Origin of the sequence: Massilia sp. CFBP9026, assembly GCF_034045165.1 — a bacterium.
Taxonomy (GTDB): Bacteria; Pseudomonadota; Gammaproteobacteria; order Burkholderiales; family Burkholderiaceae_D; genus Telluria; species Telluria arenae.
In genome coordinates this window covers 51,903-67,819 of record NZ_JAXCWH010000007.1, presented here as the reverse complement: position 1 = coordinate 67,819, position 15,917 = coordinate 51,903, and the positions used below count along the sequence as shown (strand labels likewise).

Genomic DNA, 15,917 nt, shown 5'->3' with positions numbered 1-15,917 from the left:
GCCTGCGCGGGGACGACGTTTTTACGCTGGCGAAGGAATCGATTCGCCGGCTGAATGCAAGTTCTCGAACTACAGTTTCACGTTCAGCGACACGTAGGCCGCGCGGCCATTGCCCGACGAATACATCGGCTGCGCCTGATTCGCAGGCCAGAAGAAATTGTCGTACCACGCGTATTCATAGCGGCGGTCGGCGATGTTCTTGACCTGCACGTCGACGCTGACCCGCGGCGTGATCGCATAGCGCACATTGGCGTCGAACAGCACGAAGCCGCCATACTTGCCCAGCTCGTTCGGGCTATCGATGAAGTAATTGCCCTGGGCCCGGCCCTGCAGGCCGAAGTGCCAGCGCGCGGATGGGTGATAGTCGAGGCCGACGTTGCTGATATGGCGCGGCGTCGAGAACACTTCCTTGCCCGCCAGCGATACGCCGTCGGCGGCAAAGGCGCTCACCACCTCGGCCTTTTGCAGCGAATGCGAGGCCCACAGCTCGAGCTTGTCCGTGACCTTGCCCGACAGTTGCAGGTCGATGCCTTCGCGCTGCGTCTCGCCCAGGCCCACCGTGGTGCCGGTGGCCGGCATATTCGCCACTTCGCCGGTCGCATCCTGGCGCCAGATCGCCAGGCGCAGGTCGCTGCGCGCGCCGGGCTTGAGCTTGATGCCGACTTCCTTGCCGGTATTGATCGAGGCATCGAATGGCCCTTGACCCGGCACCAGGTAGGCGGGTCCGACCGATCCGGTGAGGATCTGGAAGGTGCGCCCCCAGTTGCCATACACGCTCACGTCCTTGGCCGGGCTGTACACCATGCTGAACTTGGGCTGCTTGATCCAGCCGTAGTCCTGCAAGCCGGCGGTCTGACCGGCCGCCACCACGCCCGGCAGCGAGCTGCTGCCCGTGAAGCGGTCGACGCGGTACCCCGGGACGATCCTCAGGGTGTCGCTGGCCTTGATGACCGCCTGCACATAGGCGCCGACGTTGTTGAGCTTGTAGCGGTCGTCGTTCTGGATCGCGGCCGGGGTGCTGAAGTCGCTCGGCAGCGCGTACAGATAGCGCTGGCGCTTGTAGCCATTGTCCTGGCGCTCGGTGTTGACGCCGCCATCGACCGTCACGCGCTCGCTGGCGCGCCAGGTCAGCGTGCTCATGAAGCCGAGTTGCTGCTCGTCCCACAGGCGGCGCTGGCGCGGGGCATGGCCGGCCGGGTTGCTGGTGAAGGTGACGCGGCGGTCGTCCTTGTACTCGTTGTAGTACAGCTTGTTACTGAGGAAGGCGTTTGGCGAGATCTGCCAGTCCAGGTGCGCGCTCGCATGGTGCATGTCGCGCTCGGTAAAATCATTGGCATTCTTGGCCGGCGACTGGCGCCGGTCCTGGGCCAGTTCGGCGGCCGTCAGGAAGCCGGGCTCGTCGGCATCGTGGCGGTAGGTGCGCAGGACCACGCCGCCAGTCAGCGACTTGTCCTTCGAGGTCAGGAACCACTTGCCGCCGACTGAGTACTTGTCGGAATCGCCGTGATTCCGGCGGTAGCTGTCGGTATCCTGTTTGGCCAAGAAATAGTTCTGCGAAAAACCATCGGCTTCCTTGCCATAGGCGAGCTGGGCCTCGCGGGTATGGAAGCTGCCGACCGTGAAGCGGCCGTCGAGGTAGTTGCCGCCCTGGCGCGTGCCAAAATTGATGTTGCCGCCAATATTGTGCAGGCCGTAGCGTGGGTCGTTGGTGCCGCGCACCACCTCGATATAGTCGACTTCCAGCGGGAAGATCATGTCGATGAAGCGCTGGTTGCCGCTGTTGACATTGCTCGGAATGCCGTCGATCAGCACCTTGATGCCATTGATATAGCCCTCGCCATTGAAGGCGCGGAAAGTCACCTTGCCCGACTCGGCGCCCATGCGGGTTTCGGTGAGCTGGATGCCGGGCAACTGGCCGACCAGCTCCCAGCTATTGCTCACGTTCTTGTCTTCGATCTTGTCGGCGCCAAGCACGTCGACCGAGGTCAGCACGGTGCTCGAGCGCAACGCGCCGGCGTCGCGCTGGGCACTGACGCGCACCTCGCCCATCACGATGGCGGGGTCGGCGGCGTAGATGGCGGGCGCGAGGCCGGACAGGCCCAGTGCCAGGGGGAGCAGCTTTATTTTCATTATTGGGGACTCGGAGTATCACGGGAATTCGATAATGATATCTCATTCTCAATAATTCCCGCAAGCCACGCGCGCCCCGCTGGTCCTAGGCGCGCCAGCGCGCTTGCAGCGCCTCGCCGAACACCCGCTTGGCCTGCCCGCGCACCTGGACGAATTCGAGCTGCTCGCCTTCCGGCCCCTTGGCGTAGATCAGCGACCAGCCGTCCGACTTGCCGCTCGTGATGCGGTTGGTGAGCGTGTCGAGCGGCGCCTGGCGCCGGTCCTGTTCGCTGTTCGAGGCGACGATGCGGTTCGCCTTCACATTGTGCATGCCGCGGCGCGCCGCCTCGGCTTCGAGGTCACGCACGAATTCGTTGAAGTCGACGTCGTCGCGCACGTAGAAGCACACATGCATCGACTTCGGGAAGGCCGGGCTGGTAAAGGCTTGCGGCGGCGCGAAGCTGTTGCCGCTGCCCTGGGGCTGACTGCGGTCGCGGTATTGCAGCAATTCGATCACGACGTTGTCGAACTGGATGAAGCGCACGTCGAGCCGCTGGGCGCCACCGCGCAGGTCCGGCACGCAGAGCGACACCGGGTTCACCCCGCGCTGCCGGGCATCGATTTCCTCGTTCAACAACAAGGTGTTATGGATGACGTCTCCCTGGAAATCGCCGTCGCGCATGCTCTCGGTGCCGCCCAGCACCTCGGTATAGAAGGCGTAGGCGCGGTCCATATTCTGCACGGTGATGCCGAAGTGCTGCACGCCCTGCAGCCGGGCGCCCAGCGCGCCGCGGGCGCGCGCCGCCGCTGTACCCTGGGCCGCGGCCGTACCCTGCACTGCGGCGATGGCCCCGAGGCCGGCGGCCATGACGAGCGAACGGCGCACGGGGTCGTCGGGGAGATCGGTCGGTGCGTGATGCGTGGACATGGGCTGCTCCTTCCATTTCGAAGAGTGGGTTGTAGGTCGGGACAGTGGACCGCGTCGCACCCAGGGAGTCCAGTCAAATGTCGTGCATCCTGGTAAAGATGCCCCGGCGTCCACAGTACAAGAATAGACAACTCTTAACTTTAATCAACTGCACCAAATTGCTAGCCTGATCGACGTCAACCACAACCACCCAAGGGAGTTTTCCATGCGAAACAAGGCTCTGTATGCGGCGATGGCCATGGTGACGCTGGGTGCCTGCTCGCCGAAGAAGGACGTGTAGGCGCCGGCCGCTCCCGCCGCCGCCCTATCTGGTGGCGCGGGTCTGGACCGGCACCCGCGGCCAGCCGGGCCGCTGAGACGGGTCAGCCTACGGCACAGGCGCGCACCATCGGCATCGCCGCCAGCACGGTCCCGGCGCATTCGCCGAAACCGATGCGGCGGTAGCCCGGCCGCTCGCAAAAGCCGCGCAGGATCACGGTGTCGCCATCCGCAAGCCAGCGGCGCGTCTCGCCATTCGACAGCGCCAGCGAGCGCCGCCCGGCGGCGCCCAGCTCGAGCAGCGAACCGCCCTGCTCCGGCCGCGGTCCGGACAGGGTGCCGGTGCCGAGCAGGTCGCCGCTGCGCAGGTTGCAGCCGCCTACCGCATGGTGGGCGATCATCTGCGCCACGGTCCAGTAGGCGTCGCGGTAGTTCGACCGCATGAGGCGTTCGGGCGGCAGGCCGGCGCGCGCCATGGCCGCGCTCTGGAGCCATACTTCGAGCGTGATGTCGATCGCGCCACGCTCGCGGTTGCGCGCCGAGTCGAGATACGGCAGCGGCGCGGGGTCGCCCTCGGGCCGCGACGATGGCGCGCGAAACGGCGCCAGCGCCTCCGGCGTGACGATCCAGGGCGAGATGGTGGTGGCGAAGCTCTTCGACAGGAAAGGCCCGAGCGGATGGTATTCCCAGGCCTGGATATCGCGCGCGCTCCAGTCGTTGAGCAGGGTGAAGCCGAACAGGTGTTCCTCGGCGTCGCCGATCGCAACCCTGGCGCCGGGCGCGTTCGGCTTGCCGATGAAGGCGCCCAGTTCCAGCTCGAAATCGACGCAGGACGAGGGACCCAACGCTGGCTCGATGGCAGCCGAGCCCGGGGTCAGCGCCTGGCCGTGCGGACGGTGGAAACGCTGGCCGGAGACGCCGATCGACGAGGCGCGGCCATGATAGGCCAGCGGCACCCACTTGTAATTGGCGCCCAGCGGACTGTCGGGAAAGACCATGCGCCCGACCGTGGTCGCATGGTGGATGCCGGTATAGAAATCGGTGTAGTCGCCGATCGCGCACGGCAGCCCCAGCTCGACCTCGGCCTGTGCCACCACGGCGGCGCGCGCCAGCCACGCTTCGCGCCTGGCGCTGCCTTCGGCCAGGCCGCGCGAGACGGCCAGACGCAGGGCTTCGCGCGCCGCCCTTCCCTGCCCCATCAGGCGATTCATGTCGGCGTCCGCCGCCAGGCCCGCGCGTTGCAGGTCGAGCACCTGGTCGCCGATGGCGACGCCGATGCACCAGGCCGGTTCGCCCTTGCGCCGGAAGCGCCCGAACGGCAGGTTCTGGATCGGGAAGTCGGTGTCCGCGGCGTTCGCCGACGCCACCCAGCTGCGCAGGTCGGGATCCAGCGTGCGGTCGAGCTGTGGCTTGTCCATATCGGGTCCTTCGGCCAGCATCAGTGATTGAGGAAGTCGAGCAGGGTTTCGTTGAAGCCGGCCGGATCCTGCCACGGCGCGAAGTGGCTGACCTTGCGCAGCACGAGCAGGCGCGCGTCGGGAATGGCGGCGGCCGCGTACTTGAAGTGGCGCATGGTGATGAATTCGTCGTGGTCGGCCGCCGCGATCGCGATCGCCGGCCCGCGCAGCGCCGCCAGCTGGGCGTCGGTGTAGTCAGGCTCCTTCGCCTGCATCGCCGCCACCGCGTCCCCCAGGCGCATGAAGCCCTGCGGGTCGGGAGCGATCGCCTCGTAGTCGGCGCGCAGGCGCGGACCGATCAGCGGCAGCACCGGCGATGGCAGCGGCGCCTCGATGTGGCGCCGGTTGACGTTGGGCCCGAAGGCGAACAGCCGGCTCACGCGCTGCGGCTGGCGCATCGACAGCTCCAGGCCGACGATGGCGCCGTCGCTCCAGCCGGCCACCGCGGCGCGGCGCAGCTTGAGCCGGTCCATCACCGCCGCGACGTCCTGCGCCATCAAGGCATACGACAGCGGCTGCTCGCCCAGGGTGCTGCGGCCGTGGCCGCGGCTGTCGACCAGGATCACGCGGTGCTTGCGCGCCACCAGCGCGCGCACCTGGTGGCCCCAGGTCAGGCTGCTGGCGCGGCCGCCATGCAGCAGGATCACCGGCGAGCCATGGCCCACGATGCCATACCAGATGCGCGCGCCGGCGTGCTCCACGTGGCCCTGCTCGGCCAGCGCCGGTAGCGGCGGCACCGCGGGCAGGGTTTCGTAGCGCGGCGGACGGACGCTCGTAGTCGCGCTGGCGTCGGTCTGTGCGCTCGCGCTGGCGCTGGCGGCAGCCAGCAGCAGCGCCGCCAGCAGGGTCGTGAGGGCGCTCAGGCAGGAATACAACAGGACCGGGTGCGCGGCCTCATTGGCGTGAGCGACGTGTCGGGATGGCTTGTTCATCGTGCTTTCCATGGAAGTGGGAGGGGTGCAGCGTTCCCGGATAGTTACGCTGCGCCGTCCCGACCGGATGCACGATAGTCCCGCTACTCCAGCGCCGCGCCGGACTGCCTGACCAGCGCCATGTGCTTGTCCAGTTCGGACGCCAGGAAGGCGGCCGCCTGCGCCGGGCTGTTGCCGATGAACGTCATCCCCTGCCGCGCCAGGGCATCCCGGACCTCGGTCGACGCCAGTGCCTCCTGGGCCAGCGCATGGTAGCGCGCCACCAGCTGTGGCGGGAGGCCGGCCGGCGCCACCAGCGCCAGCCAGGCATCGAAGCTGTAGCCCGGCAAGCCCTGCTCGGCCAGCGTCGGCACGCCCGGTAGAAGGGCCGAGCGCTCCCGGGTCGACACGCCCAGCGCGCGCAGCTTGCCGCTGCGGATCAGGGGCGTCGCCACCGTCACCGACAGGAAGCCGAACTGCACCTGCTGGCGCAGCAGGTCGGCCGTCATCTGCGCTGTGCCGTTATAGGGCACGTGCTGGACGTCGAAGCCGCCCGCCTCGGCGCGCAGCAGTTCGACGGCCAGGTGCAGCAGGCTGCCGGTGCCGCCGGAACCGTAGTTGAGCACGCCCGGCCGCGCCCTGGCCAGCGCGATCAGGTCCTGCGCGCCTGCCACCGGCAAGGAGGGAACCGCCACCAGCACCAGCGGAAAGCTGCCGATCACGGTGATCGGCGCCACGCCGGTGAGCGGATCGAACGGCAGCGCCTTGCCCATCGCGCGGTTGATGACGTGGTTCGAGGCGACCATGCCCAGCACCGATCCATCCCTGGCCCCGCGCACGATCTGCGCAGTGGCCGGCACACCGGAGGCGGCGGGCTGGTTCTCGACCACCACCGGTCGCCCCAGCGCCCGTGAAAAATGGCGGCCGAAGAGGCGCGCCGCGAGGTCGGCTGTGGTCCCGGGGGCGAGCGGCACGATCATGTGCAGCGGCTGCGCGTCGGCCGGGGCAGCATGCGCCGCGGCGGGCCATGCCAGGGCCAGCCCAAGCAGGGGCAGGACCAGGAACAGGGGCGAGTAGGTGCGCGTCGCGCTGGAATGCATCCGGATTCCTTTCCTTCGATGCCGGCGACGATAGCAGATCGGGACCGGCGGCGCCCTCCTTCCAATGGCCGGGCACCGCTTCTTCATCGCCCGCGGCGGCCGTGCACAGCGTGGGTATCAGCCCGCGTCCAGCCCTTTGAGAAAGCCGATGAGTTCCTCGTTCAGGCGCTGCGCCGCCTCGTGCTGGACCCAGTGGCCGACGTCTTCCAGCCGCACCTGCTTTACCAACCGCGGCTGGAAGCGCCTCAGCTCCTCCAGCGACGGCGTCGTCGGGTGGAAAAACCGGCACAGGCCGTCGGCCGCGCCCCAGACATACAGCGAGGGCTGGCGGATGACGGCCTGCTTGAAGGCCGGCATCAGGTCGAAACTGAGGGGCAAGGCACGGTAGTAATTCAAGCCGCCGCGAAAGCCGCTCTTCTCGAAGGCGCGCACCGTGTGCCGCACATAGGCCGGATCGGCCCACGGCGGCGCGGCCACCGGCGCCGGGCGCAGCATGCCGCGCGCCGGATCGACCGGATCCCAGCGCTGTCCGGGCGGCGGGCTGGCCGATGGCCAGTACAGAATCGCGGGGATCGATTGCGATGCGGGCGCGAACAGGGTCTCGCGCCCGGGCTTGATCCAGTCCAGCGCATAGTAGCGTTCGCCCAGCCCCTTGTTGCGCAAGTCGCTCCAGGTATCGACGTCGCCGCGCGGCGCGTACGGGATGCTGATGCTGACCAGGGCGTGGAAACGGTCGGGCCGCAGCAGGGCCGCGCGCTGGGCATGGTCGGCGCCCCAGTCGTGGCCGACGATGACCGCGCGGTCGATCTTCAGGGCGTCCAGCACGCCGACCAGGTCGCCGACGATGTGCAGCGAGGTGTACTGGCTGGCATCCGGCGGCGCAAAGCTCTCGCCGAAGCCACGCATGTCGAGCGCCAGCGCGCGGTAGCCCGCCCCGGCCACGGCGCGCATCTGGCTGCGCCACGTCTCGGCGGTATCGGGAAAGCCGTGGCAGAACAGCACCGCCGGCCCCTCGCCCTGCTCGAGTACGTTGAACGATCCGCCGTTGATGCTCAGCCTGTGCCGGCGCAGAGGCTGCGCAGCGGGACGCTGGAGCGCCGCCAGGGCTGGAGCGGCCAGGCCCAGGCCCGCCACGGAGGACGCCAGCAGCACCGATCTTCTGGTGCGGGAAGGCGGCGCACCGGACTGCGGCGCTGAAGAATCAAGTTTGCGTGACATCGACGACATGGCTGGCCTCCGTTCATAGGGTCGGCGGGGCGCGCACTTTCTGTCACAATACCCGCGAGAACAACGCGCGCCATGCCGGCGTGTTAGCTACCAATGGTAAGTTACCATCGGTAGTAACCGTTGGCAGCAACTATACGCGCGCTGCTTATGCCGTCAAGCGAAGGACAATAGTTGACGAACAAGTTACCGAGGGCCAACCGCAGGGCCCAGCTGCTCGATCATGCGCACGCCATCGTGCGCGAATGCGGCACCGATGCGCTGACCCTGGGCGAGCTGGCCCGCCATGCCGGCGTGAGCAAGCCGATCGCCTACAGCCATTTCGAGACCCGTTCGGGCCTGCTGATCGCCCTGTATCGTGAGATCAACGAGCGCCGCCTGGCCGCGGTCGCGGCGGTGCTCGCAGCAACGTCGTCCACCCTGCCCGACGTCGCCCGCGTCGTGTCGGACGCCTACATGGCCTGCCACGTGGCGCTCGGGCCGGAATGGCATGCGATCGGCGCCGCAATGCGCGGCGATGCCCAGATGCTGGCTTGCCAGCAGCAGATGCTCGACGGCTATGCCGACTTCTTCCACGCCGCCCTGGCGCCGGTCTCGAGCCTGCCCGGCGACGTTGTACGGCGCCGCTGCATCGCCATCATCGGCGCGGCCGAGGCGCTGTCGGACGCCATGGTGCGCGAACGCATGACCGAACGGATCGCCGCAGACGAGCTGTGCTCGCTCATCCTCGCCTGGCTTGCCTGTTAACCCTCCCGGCGGAGCGGGCTTCGACGGCTCAGGCGCCGCGTAGCCAGCCCCGACGCCAGAACGGACGCCCCCGGTAAGCAATCCGCGCCGACAATGTGAGAACGACCCGCGTGCCGCGCCCGCCGTGGCCCGCGCCGCCGTGGATCTCCAGCCTGGCCCCGATGCGCTCTGCGCGTTCGCGCATGCCGCGCAGGCCCCAGTGATCGGGCCGGCCGTGCCCCGCGAGCCAGGAGGGATCGATGCCGCAGCCATCGTCCGCCACCGTCAGCACGAAGGCGGCGCGCCGGTAGGCCACGTCCACCGTCACCTGCGCCGCCCGGGCATGGGCGAAGGCGTTGCGCAGCGCCTCGTGTCCGATCCGGTAGACCTCGTCCAGGATGCCCGGCTGCAGGCGCCGCACCGTCCCGTCGAGCGCGAACGCGAAGCCGCAGTCCCACTGCGCGGCCAGCTCCTCGCCCGCCGCCGCCAGCGCTTCGTGCAGTTCGCGCGTATCGAGCGGACCGCCGCGCAGCGCGCGCACGCGGTCGCGGCCCTCGACCAGCACCTGGTCGGCGCGCACCAGCGCCTGTTCCAGCTGCGCCCGGGCGGGGGCCCCGGATGGCAGCATGTCGGCCGCCGCCTGGAAACGCAGCACCAGCCCATGCACGCCTTGCAGCAAGGTGTCGTGCAGCTCGCGCGCGATGCGCTCGCGTTCGCGGTGGCGCTCCTGCAGGCGGTCGCGCACGCGCTCGGCGGCGCGCCGCGCGGTGGTCCGGTAGACCATCCGCAAGGCCGCCAGCAGCAGCAGGCCCGCTCCCGCCAGGAACAGCGGATGGCGGTAGAAGGCGCGCGCGACACGCAACTGCAGCACCGCCTCGCGCGGGCTCGGCACGCCATCCTTGTTCAGGGCAACGACGCGAAACGCGTAGGCGCCCGGCGCCAGGCCGGTATAGATGGCCTGGCGCGCGCGGCCGGCGTCCACCCAGTCGGTATCGAAGCCGTCCAGCCGGTAGCGAAAGCTCAGGCGCTCCGGCGCGGCCAGGCTCGGCGCCGTGTAGTCGATGGCGATGCGTTGGACTCCCGACCCGAGGCTGAGCGGCGCACCGGGCGCGAGCCTGGCGCCGTCGACGCTGACCGCCTCGATCTCGACCGGCGGTCCCGGTTCGGCCGGCGGCAGGCGCGCCGGATCCAGCGACACCACGCCGCCGCCGGTCGAGAACCACAGCCGCCCGTCGCTGGCGCGCACGGCGGTCGGCAAGGGCAGCACCTGGTGCGGATCGTTCGCCAGGCCGCCCAGGGCGTCGAAGGAGCGGTAGCGGATGCGGTGGCCGGGCCTGGCCATCGCGTGCGCCAGCTCGGCGGCAGGGAGCTGGAAGATGCCCGCCCTGGCATGCAGCCACAGGTCGGCCTGCCGGCCATCCCCCGTGGGGACGGGGACGATGGCGTAGATATTGTCGAACATGCCGTCGCCAGGCAGCGCCAGGCGACGCAGGCGCCCGGCCTCGACCCAGGCCAGCCCGTGCTGCCCGCCGACCCAGCTGCGTCCCGCATGGTGGGCCAGCGCGGTGACGTGGCCGAGGCCATCGGCTTGCGTCCAGCGCAGCGTGCGCCCGTCACGGCGCGCCTCCAGCAAGCCATCGCGATAGCCGAACCAGAGCCAGCCGTCGGGCGCGGCCAGCGCGCTGACCGGCATGCGCTGGCTGGCGCCAGGCGGCGTGCCGGCTACCTTCGCCCAGCCCCCGGCCTCGAGCCGGAACAGGCCGACCTTGTTGATCGAGACCCATAGCACGCCCTGCCCATCGCGCGCCATTGCCCGCACCGGCGCCTGGCCGGCGGCGCCGGGAGGCAGGTCGGCCACGAATTCCAGCTGCCGCTGCGCACGATGGGGCGCGCGCCAGATGCCTGCCGGGCCGGCCATCCAGATGCCGCCTTCGGCGTCGCGGATGGCGCTGTTCACCGGCGCCGGCATGGGCAGCGCCTGCATGCGGCCCTCCTGCAGCCGCAGCGCCGAGCCGCTGCCCGGTCCGCCCCACATACTGCCATCGGGGCCGGCGGCCAGCGCCACGTTCAGCGCATCGGGCGGAAACGCCGACGGCGCCAGGATACGCGGCCGAAAGCGGTCCAGGCCTGCATTGGTGCCGACCCACAGGTTGCCGGCGGCGTCCAGGTGCAGCCGCCACACGAAGTCCGAGCTCAGGCCCTGCCTGGCCGTGAAACGGCTGGCGCCGGCCAGCGCCGCGAGGCCGTCGGGACGCGCCACGTGGAGCAGGCCGCGGCCGGTCGTGCCGAGCCACAGGCCGCCGGCGCCGTCGAATGCCAGGCTCGTTGCCGGCGCATCGAGCCGCGCCGTGCCGGACGACAGCGCGCCCCCCTCCAGCACCACCCGGTGGACCCGGCTGCCCCGGCGCTCGGCCAGCCAGAGCGCGCCATCGGGCGCCTGCGCGATCTGGCTCACGCCGTCGACCCGCAGGCCGGTGTCGGTGAAACGCCGGTCGCCGTCGCGCAGGTAATACAGCGTGTGTTCGCCGGCGGCCCACAGCACGCCGCCGCGGTCGACGAACACGGCGCGGGCGCCGGCCTCGTCGAAACCCTGGTCGCGGCCGATGCGCCGCCATGCGCCGTTCGCCCGCCGCGCCAGGCCGTCTTCGGCGGCGACCCAGATGGCCTGGCTACGGTCTTGCGCCAGGCCGTACACCACGCCGGCCGGCGCGTCGGGTCCGCGCTCGCGCGCGAGGACTGCCCCGGGACGGGACAGGGCCACGCCGCCGCTGCGCAGGCCGACCCACAGTGCGTCGCCCTGCGCCAGCAAGGACGACACGATGGCCGGCGCCCCGCGCGCGCCGGGCGGGTGGCGCCGAAAGCGCAGGCCGTCGAAGCGTACCAGTGAATCGTTGGTGCCCAGCCAGAGATAGCCATCGGCGGCGTTGGCGATCGCGCCGACCTGGCTTGGCCCGCCGTCGGAAGACAGCCAGCGCCGGTGTTCGAGGCGGTCGGGGGCATGTTCGTGCGCGGTCGCCGCCGCAACGGGCGGCGACGATGCAAGCGTCAGCAGGATCGACAGCGCGATCGCCGGCAGCAGCGCCAGAGCGGCCAGCATGCGCAGTCCATCCTGGACCGGCCCCTGGCCGACGTCGCGATGTTGCAGGATTTTCATTGCCCCGATGATAGCATCGGGGCCGGGTCAATCATGCGCCGGATGGTGGACAAGCTGCTGCCCGTGCTGCGCCTGGGCGCGCAGGAAAGGTCAGGCCGCCGCGGGACCGAAGCGCACGATCCAGTCGGCCAGCGCCGCTGGCGGCGCCACCTCGCGCTCGCCGTCGAAGCAACGCAAGGCGCCGCGGTCGTGGACGACGCGCAGCTGGAGATCATCCTCGAGCGTGAGCGACAGCGACGGCTCGCCATCCGTGACCGCCGTGTAATCGAGGTCCACCGCGCCTGCCGGGAACGGCCAGGCTTGCTGGGCCTTGTCAAGCGCCAGGTACAGCGCGTACGTGCAGAGTTCGACATGCCGCGACGATGACTTGACCTTCGAAATCAGGTAGATGCGACCGTCGCGCCGCTTGATGAAGCGCTGGCCGCAGTAGGCGATCAGGCGCGGCTCGGCAATGATGAGCCGGCGCCAGTCGGTACAGGCGGATGTGGCGATCATGTCCTCGAGCGCGGATTCTGCGTCGCCGCTTCCCAGCGCGTCGAGGAAATCCTTGAACCTGGCGTCGCCCACCACGCGCAGCCAATGGTCGCCGCGATCGCGGAACGACCTGGCTCCCGGAAGGCAGAACGAATAGCGCGAGAACGACCAGCCGGGCAGGTAGTCGTACTGCGAGAGCAGCGCACGCTCCAGCAGCAAGCCCTCCGATTCGCGCAGCTGCCGGGCGAACAGCGTTCCGGCGCGTGCGGCGTACACCTTGAACGCCGCCATATCGGCCTGCTGCGCCTCGTCGCGGCTCATCTCCAGCAGGAAGCCGACCCGCCCCTGGAAATACTCATGCGCTTCAGCCGCCTCGAGCGCCGGCTCCCAGCCGCCATCTTGCAGGATCAGCTGCACCTTGGTCTTCTCTTCCTGCAGCTGCGCGCCGTCGAAACCGACCGGGCGCAGGTCCTGCTCGGCGAGATCTTCATACAGCGTGGCGAAATGCGCGGCCAGCGCCGCGGTACCGCGTACCGCCATCTGGAGCGTCGATACGTCGTCGATGCGCGCATTACCGATCAGGTTTGCGGTCACGCGGTTCCAGCGCCGGCGCGCCTCGCCCGTCGCCGCAGGCGCCCCGGCCAGGGCCGCGGCGCACACGGCTTCGACCACGCTGCCGAATCGTGCCACGTCCATCAGGTCGTTTCTCAGCAGCGCCTGGCGGCACAGCGCCATGTCGCCGGGATCCGGCGTGCCCGCCAGATAGTCGAGCATCGTCGAGACACGCGCCAGGGTAGCCTCACCGAAGCTGTCGTGGCGGGCGAACTCGGCGTGGCTGACCGTTTGTCGCCGGTTCAGGCGGGTCAGCCAGTCGCTGTCTCCCGTGCCGCGTTCCTGGCAGGCGCCGTACAGCGCCATCAGGTAGAAGAAGCGCATGAACAGCTCGTCGGCAGCCGGTCCGCCGGATTCGACGCGCCCCATTTGCCAGAACACCTCGAGCCACTCCTGGTCCATCCGGCGGTCGAACTCGGCGGCCGCGGCGGCGTCGGCGGCATGCCTGCCAACCAGCCACGCCTTGAAATTCTCGAATGGCGTCAGGGGTTTGCCACGCGCATTCATCTTGATGTACAGGTCATCCGACAAGCCGAAGTCGGGCAGGTTCAGGAACTCGAAGGTAATCCGCCGCTCATCCGTGAGGCGCGCGTACAATCCGACATCGCCATGGAAACCGGCGTGGATGGCGTCGAGCATGCCGAGGCAAGCCTGCACGGTGGGATCGAATTCCCAGTTCAGGAAGAACCACTGGCTGTCGCGGATCGTCGTGGCGAGGCTACGGCCGGCGGCAGGGAGCGCGCACGCATGGCGCACCAGTGCGTCGAAGAACATCGCCGCGCTCTCGCGCGTCGCGTATGTGAAACGCGCCTGCCCGCCGTTGGAGAACCGCGCGCGAAAATCGGCAACCCGGTCGTCCCTGAGCGAGCAATACCAATGCAGCAGGAACAGGGTGGTCAGGCGCTGCTGGCCGTCGAGCACCGCGAAGGTGGCCGACTTTTCGTCGTAGCTGCCATACACGAAGTCGAGGTTCAGGTGACCGGCCGGATCGCCGTCCGGGCGCCGCAACGCATCGCCCAGCGCCGCCAGGAAGGCTTCGCGCACATACCGTTCTTCCGGTCGTCCCTGCGCGTAATCGCGCTGGACGATGGGGATCTCCACCCGCCCTACTTCGCCGAACAGCGACGCCAGGGTGTGCACATTCTGGCGGCTCATGCCTGCACCTGCGCGGGAGCGAAGAAGCGCACCAGTGCGGTGTGCAGGGCAGCCTGGTGCGCCGCCGCATCGGCCGCCGTCCATACGAGCATGTCGTCAATCATCGGGCTGTAATATTTAAGGAAAACATTCTTGGTACAGACCGGCACGAAGGTGCCGGAACGGTCGAGGTCGATCAAGGTCTTGCGCTTGATCGGAAACACGGCATTCTTGTAGCTGCGGTTGGTGGCGGCATCGAGCAGGGTCAGGTTGCCGATGGTGTTGTCGGCTTCGCGATCGGGTTCGGCATCGTATTTCTCGATGATCCTCTGTGCCAGGGCAGGAAATTCCTTCATCGGGAACGGCGTCGCATTGCGCATGTCCAGCGCGTCGATGGAAAGCGCGTCGATCTGGCCGACCGGGGCGTCGTGCACGGCAGCGCGCCAGCCCGCAGGATCCTCTGTTCCGGTGACATATCCCAGGAAACTATCCAGCCATTTCGCGGCCCGGTCCGGCGATTCCGGCAGTGCCGATTGCACCGAGCGGATATGCTCGAGGTCCCATGACTCGGTCTTGAACAGGTCGAACGGGAACCTGGTGGTCACCCGGTCGCTCTCGAGCAAGGTGGCGATGTTGAACAGCAGCAGGGCTTGTCGGATCGCGCGGTGGTCCCCGCGCTTCTCGTAGTCCAGGTCTTCCAGCCAGGTTTGCAGCGCCGGCGCGATATTTTCCGCCGTCACATCTCCCTTCGCGACAGGGGGAAGCATCTCCGCCTTGAGCCGCCTGCGCAGCTCGCCCTTATTGCAGTCCGCCAGCTCCAGCAGACTGGAAAGCGGCCGTCCGGTCGCGGCAAGATAGCCGACCAGATGATAGAAGTCGCGATCCCGGTACCACTCGTCCAGGCGCAGGAACAGCTGGCGAATGTTCGCCCACTCCGCCATCACGTCGGCCTTTTCATCGTTGAGCCGCTTGCTAAACGCGAGAAACAGCCAGGAGGGATCGTCGGGCATGGCCTCGACGCCGATCTCCTGCGCATGGAGGCGCAACAGGAAGTCGATCCGGTTGGAGGTGCGTGTCTCATTGGTCAGGAAGTACCAGAACGAATCTTCCTGCAGACGCCGTTCGATGTCGTCCCACTCGCGCGCGATGCGGGTCTGTTTCAGATGCCGGATACGCTCGTCCTCGCCCTCGAAGTTCCCCGAACGCAGGAACAGGCCTTTCACCAGCTCCGCCCCCGTAAGGGGAATCTTGCCCACGTTGAGGCGCATGAACATGGCGACCGGATCTTCGTTCTTCTCCAGCTGGTACCAGATGACCTTGACCTTGTTCAGCAGGGCCGATTCGATCTCGCCGCGGCGGGTAGGGTGAGCGGCAAACCAGTCCCGGACAGCCTGGTAGGCGCCGTGAATATAAGCGAAATCGACATACTTGCCCTCGTCCCCGGCAAGCGGACGTTTCAGGTAGGCCCTGCTTTCGGGCCGCGTCTCATAGTCGAGTTCGAATACATCCCAGGCTTCGTCTTCCGGCATCCGGCTGTTGAAGTAAGTCATGATCAGCGACAGGGTCGTCAGTCTCTGCTGGCCATCGACGACGTCCCAGCGCTCACCGTTCCTGAGGACGACGACGGGTTGCAGGCAATAGAAGCTGCCATTCGGCCTGTCGATGAACGCAAGGACATCGTCCAGCAGTTCATGGACCTGGCGCGGCGTCCAGCGGTAGCCGCGTTGATAACGCGGCACGAAGAACTGCTGTCCGAGCAGCTCCCCGACCGTGACTGGAGCGAAGTTATGGGTGGTTGTCATGACGGATCGAAGAAAGACCGTGCGCGCA

The 15,917-nt window shown here is 68.4% G+C and carries 10 protein-coding genes; 1 reads left to right on the top strand and 9 read right to left on the bottom strand.

Features of this window, described 5'->3' with window-relative positions:
- Positions 1–69 precede the first annotated feature (69 nt).
- The 6 genes from SOM28_RS17740 to SOM28_RS17715 form a co-directional block, all read right to left on the bottom strand.
- On the bottom strand, positions 70–2,130 hold the full coding sequence (locus SOM28_RS17740; RefSeq protein ID WP_320468912.1) for a TonB-dependent receptor: 2,061 nt from the start codon (positions 2,128–2,130) through the stop codon (positions 70–72).
- Between the two features lie 85 nt (positions 2,131–2,215).
- A complete protein-coding gene (locus tag SOM28_RS17735) occupies positions 2,216–3,037 on the bottom strand; it encodes a VOC family protein (protein ID WP_320468911.1) in 822 nt (273 codons plus the stop codon).
- A 362-nt stretch (positions 3,038–3,399) separates the two neighbouring features.
- Positions 3,400–4,713 (bottom strand): fumarylacetoacetase, encoded by a 1,314-nt coding sequence (gene fahA / locus SOM28_RS17730; RefSeq protein ID WP_320468910.1) that lies wholly within the window; start codon positions 4,711–4,713, stop codon positions 3,400–3,402.
- Positions 4,714–4,733: 20 nt separating this feature from the next.
- On the bottom strand, positions 4,734–5,684 hold the full coding sequence (locus SOM28_RS17725; protein WP_320468909.1) for an alpha/beta fold hydrolase: 951 nt from the start codon (positions 5,682–5,684) through the stop codon (positions 4,734–4,736).
- A gap of 83 nt (positions 5,685–5,767) precedes the next feature.
- Positions 5,768–6,763, bottom strand: a complete 996-nt coding sequence (locus SOM28_RS17720; protein ID WP_320468908.1) for a tripartite tricarboxylate transporter substrate-binding protein — start codon at positions 6,761–6,763, stop codon at positions 5,768–5,770.
- A 117-nt stretch (positions 6,764–6,880) separates the two neighbouring features.
- Positions 6,881–7,915 (bottom strand): alpha/beta fold hydrolase, encoded by a 1,035-nt coding sequence (locus SOM28_RS17715; RefSeq protein ID WP_320468907.1) that lies wholly within the window; start codon positions 7,913–7,915, stop codon positions 6,881–6,883.
- 246 nt (positions 7,916–8,161) lie between these two features.
- Between SOM28_RS17715 and SOM28_RS17710 the strand changes: the two genes are divergently transcribed.
- On the top strand, positions 8,162–8,734 hold the full coding sequence (locus SOM28_RS17710; protein WP_320468906.1) for a TetR/AcrR family transcriptional regulator: 573 nt from the start codon (positions 8,162–8,164) through the stop codon (positions 8,732–8,734).
- A gap of 28 nt (positions 8,735–8,762) precedes the next feature.
- Here the strand turns inward: SOM28_RS17710 and SOM28_RS17705 are convergent, their stop codons facing one another.
- The 3 genes from SOM28_RS17705 to SOM28_RS17695 all read right to left on the bottom strand — a co-directional run bounded on the left by SOM28_RS17705 (position 8,763) and on the right by SOM28_RS17695 (position 15,889).
- Entirely contained in the window at positions 8,763–11,867 is a 3,105-nt protein-coding gene (locus SOM28_RS17705) for a sensor histidine kinase (RefSeq protein WP_320468905.1), read from the bottom strand.
- A gap of 90 nt (positions 11,868–11,957) precedes the next feature.
- Positions 11,958–14,108: a DUF262 domain-containing protein gene (locus SOM28_RS17700; RefSeq protein WP_320468904.1), complete on the bottom strand. Its 2,151-nt coding sequence runs from the start codon at positions 14,106–14,108 to the stop codon at positions 11,958–11,960.
- Positions 14,105–15,889, bottom strand: a complete 1,785-nt coding sequence (locus SOM28_RS17695) for a DUF262 domain-containing protein (RefSeq protein WP_320468903.1) — start codon at positions 15,887–15,889, stop codon at positions 14,105–14,107. The genes SOM28_RS17700 and SOM28_RS17695 overlap by 4 nt, the downstream gene beginning before the upstream one ends.
- Positions 15,890–15,917: the final 28 nt, after the last annotated feature.

Coding starts and splice junctions, on each gene's coding strand:
- fahA (WP_320468910.1), bottom strand. CDS start 4,713: ATGGACAAGCCACAGCTCGACCGCACGCTGGATCCCGACCTGCGCAGC.
- SOM28_RS17720 (WP_320468908.1), bottom strand. CDS start 6,763: ATGCATTCCAGCGCGACGCGCACCTACTCGCCCCTGTTCCTGGTCCTG.
- SOM28_RS17735 (WP_320468911.1), bottom strand. CDS start 3,037: ATGTCCACGCATCACGCACCGACCGATCTCCCCGACGACCCCGTGCGC.
- SOM28_RS17695 (WP_320468903.1), bottom strand. CDS start 15,889: ATGACAACCACCCATAACTTCGCTCCAGTCACGGTCGGGGAGCTGCTC.
- SOM28_RS17725 (WP_320468909.1), bottom strand. CDS start 5,684: ATGAACAAGCCATCCCGACACGTCGCTCACGCCAATGAGGCCGCGCAC.
- SOM28_RS17700 (WP_320468904.1), bottom strand. CDS start 14,108: ATGAGCCGCCAGAATGTGCACACCCTGGCGTCGCTGTTCGGCGAAGTA.
- SOM28_RS17705 (WP_320468905.1), bottom strand. CDS start 11,867: ATGAAAATCCTGCAACATCGCGACGTCGGCCAGGGGCCGGTCCAGGAT.
- SOM28_RS17740 (WP_320468912.1), bottom strand. CDS start 2,130: ATGAAAATAAAGCTGCTCCCCCTGGCACTGGGCCTGTCCGGCCTCGCG.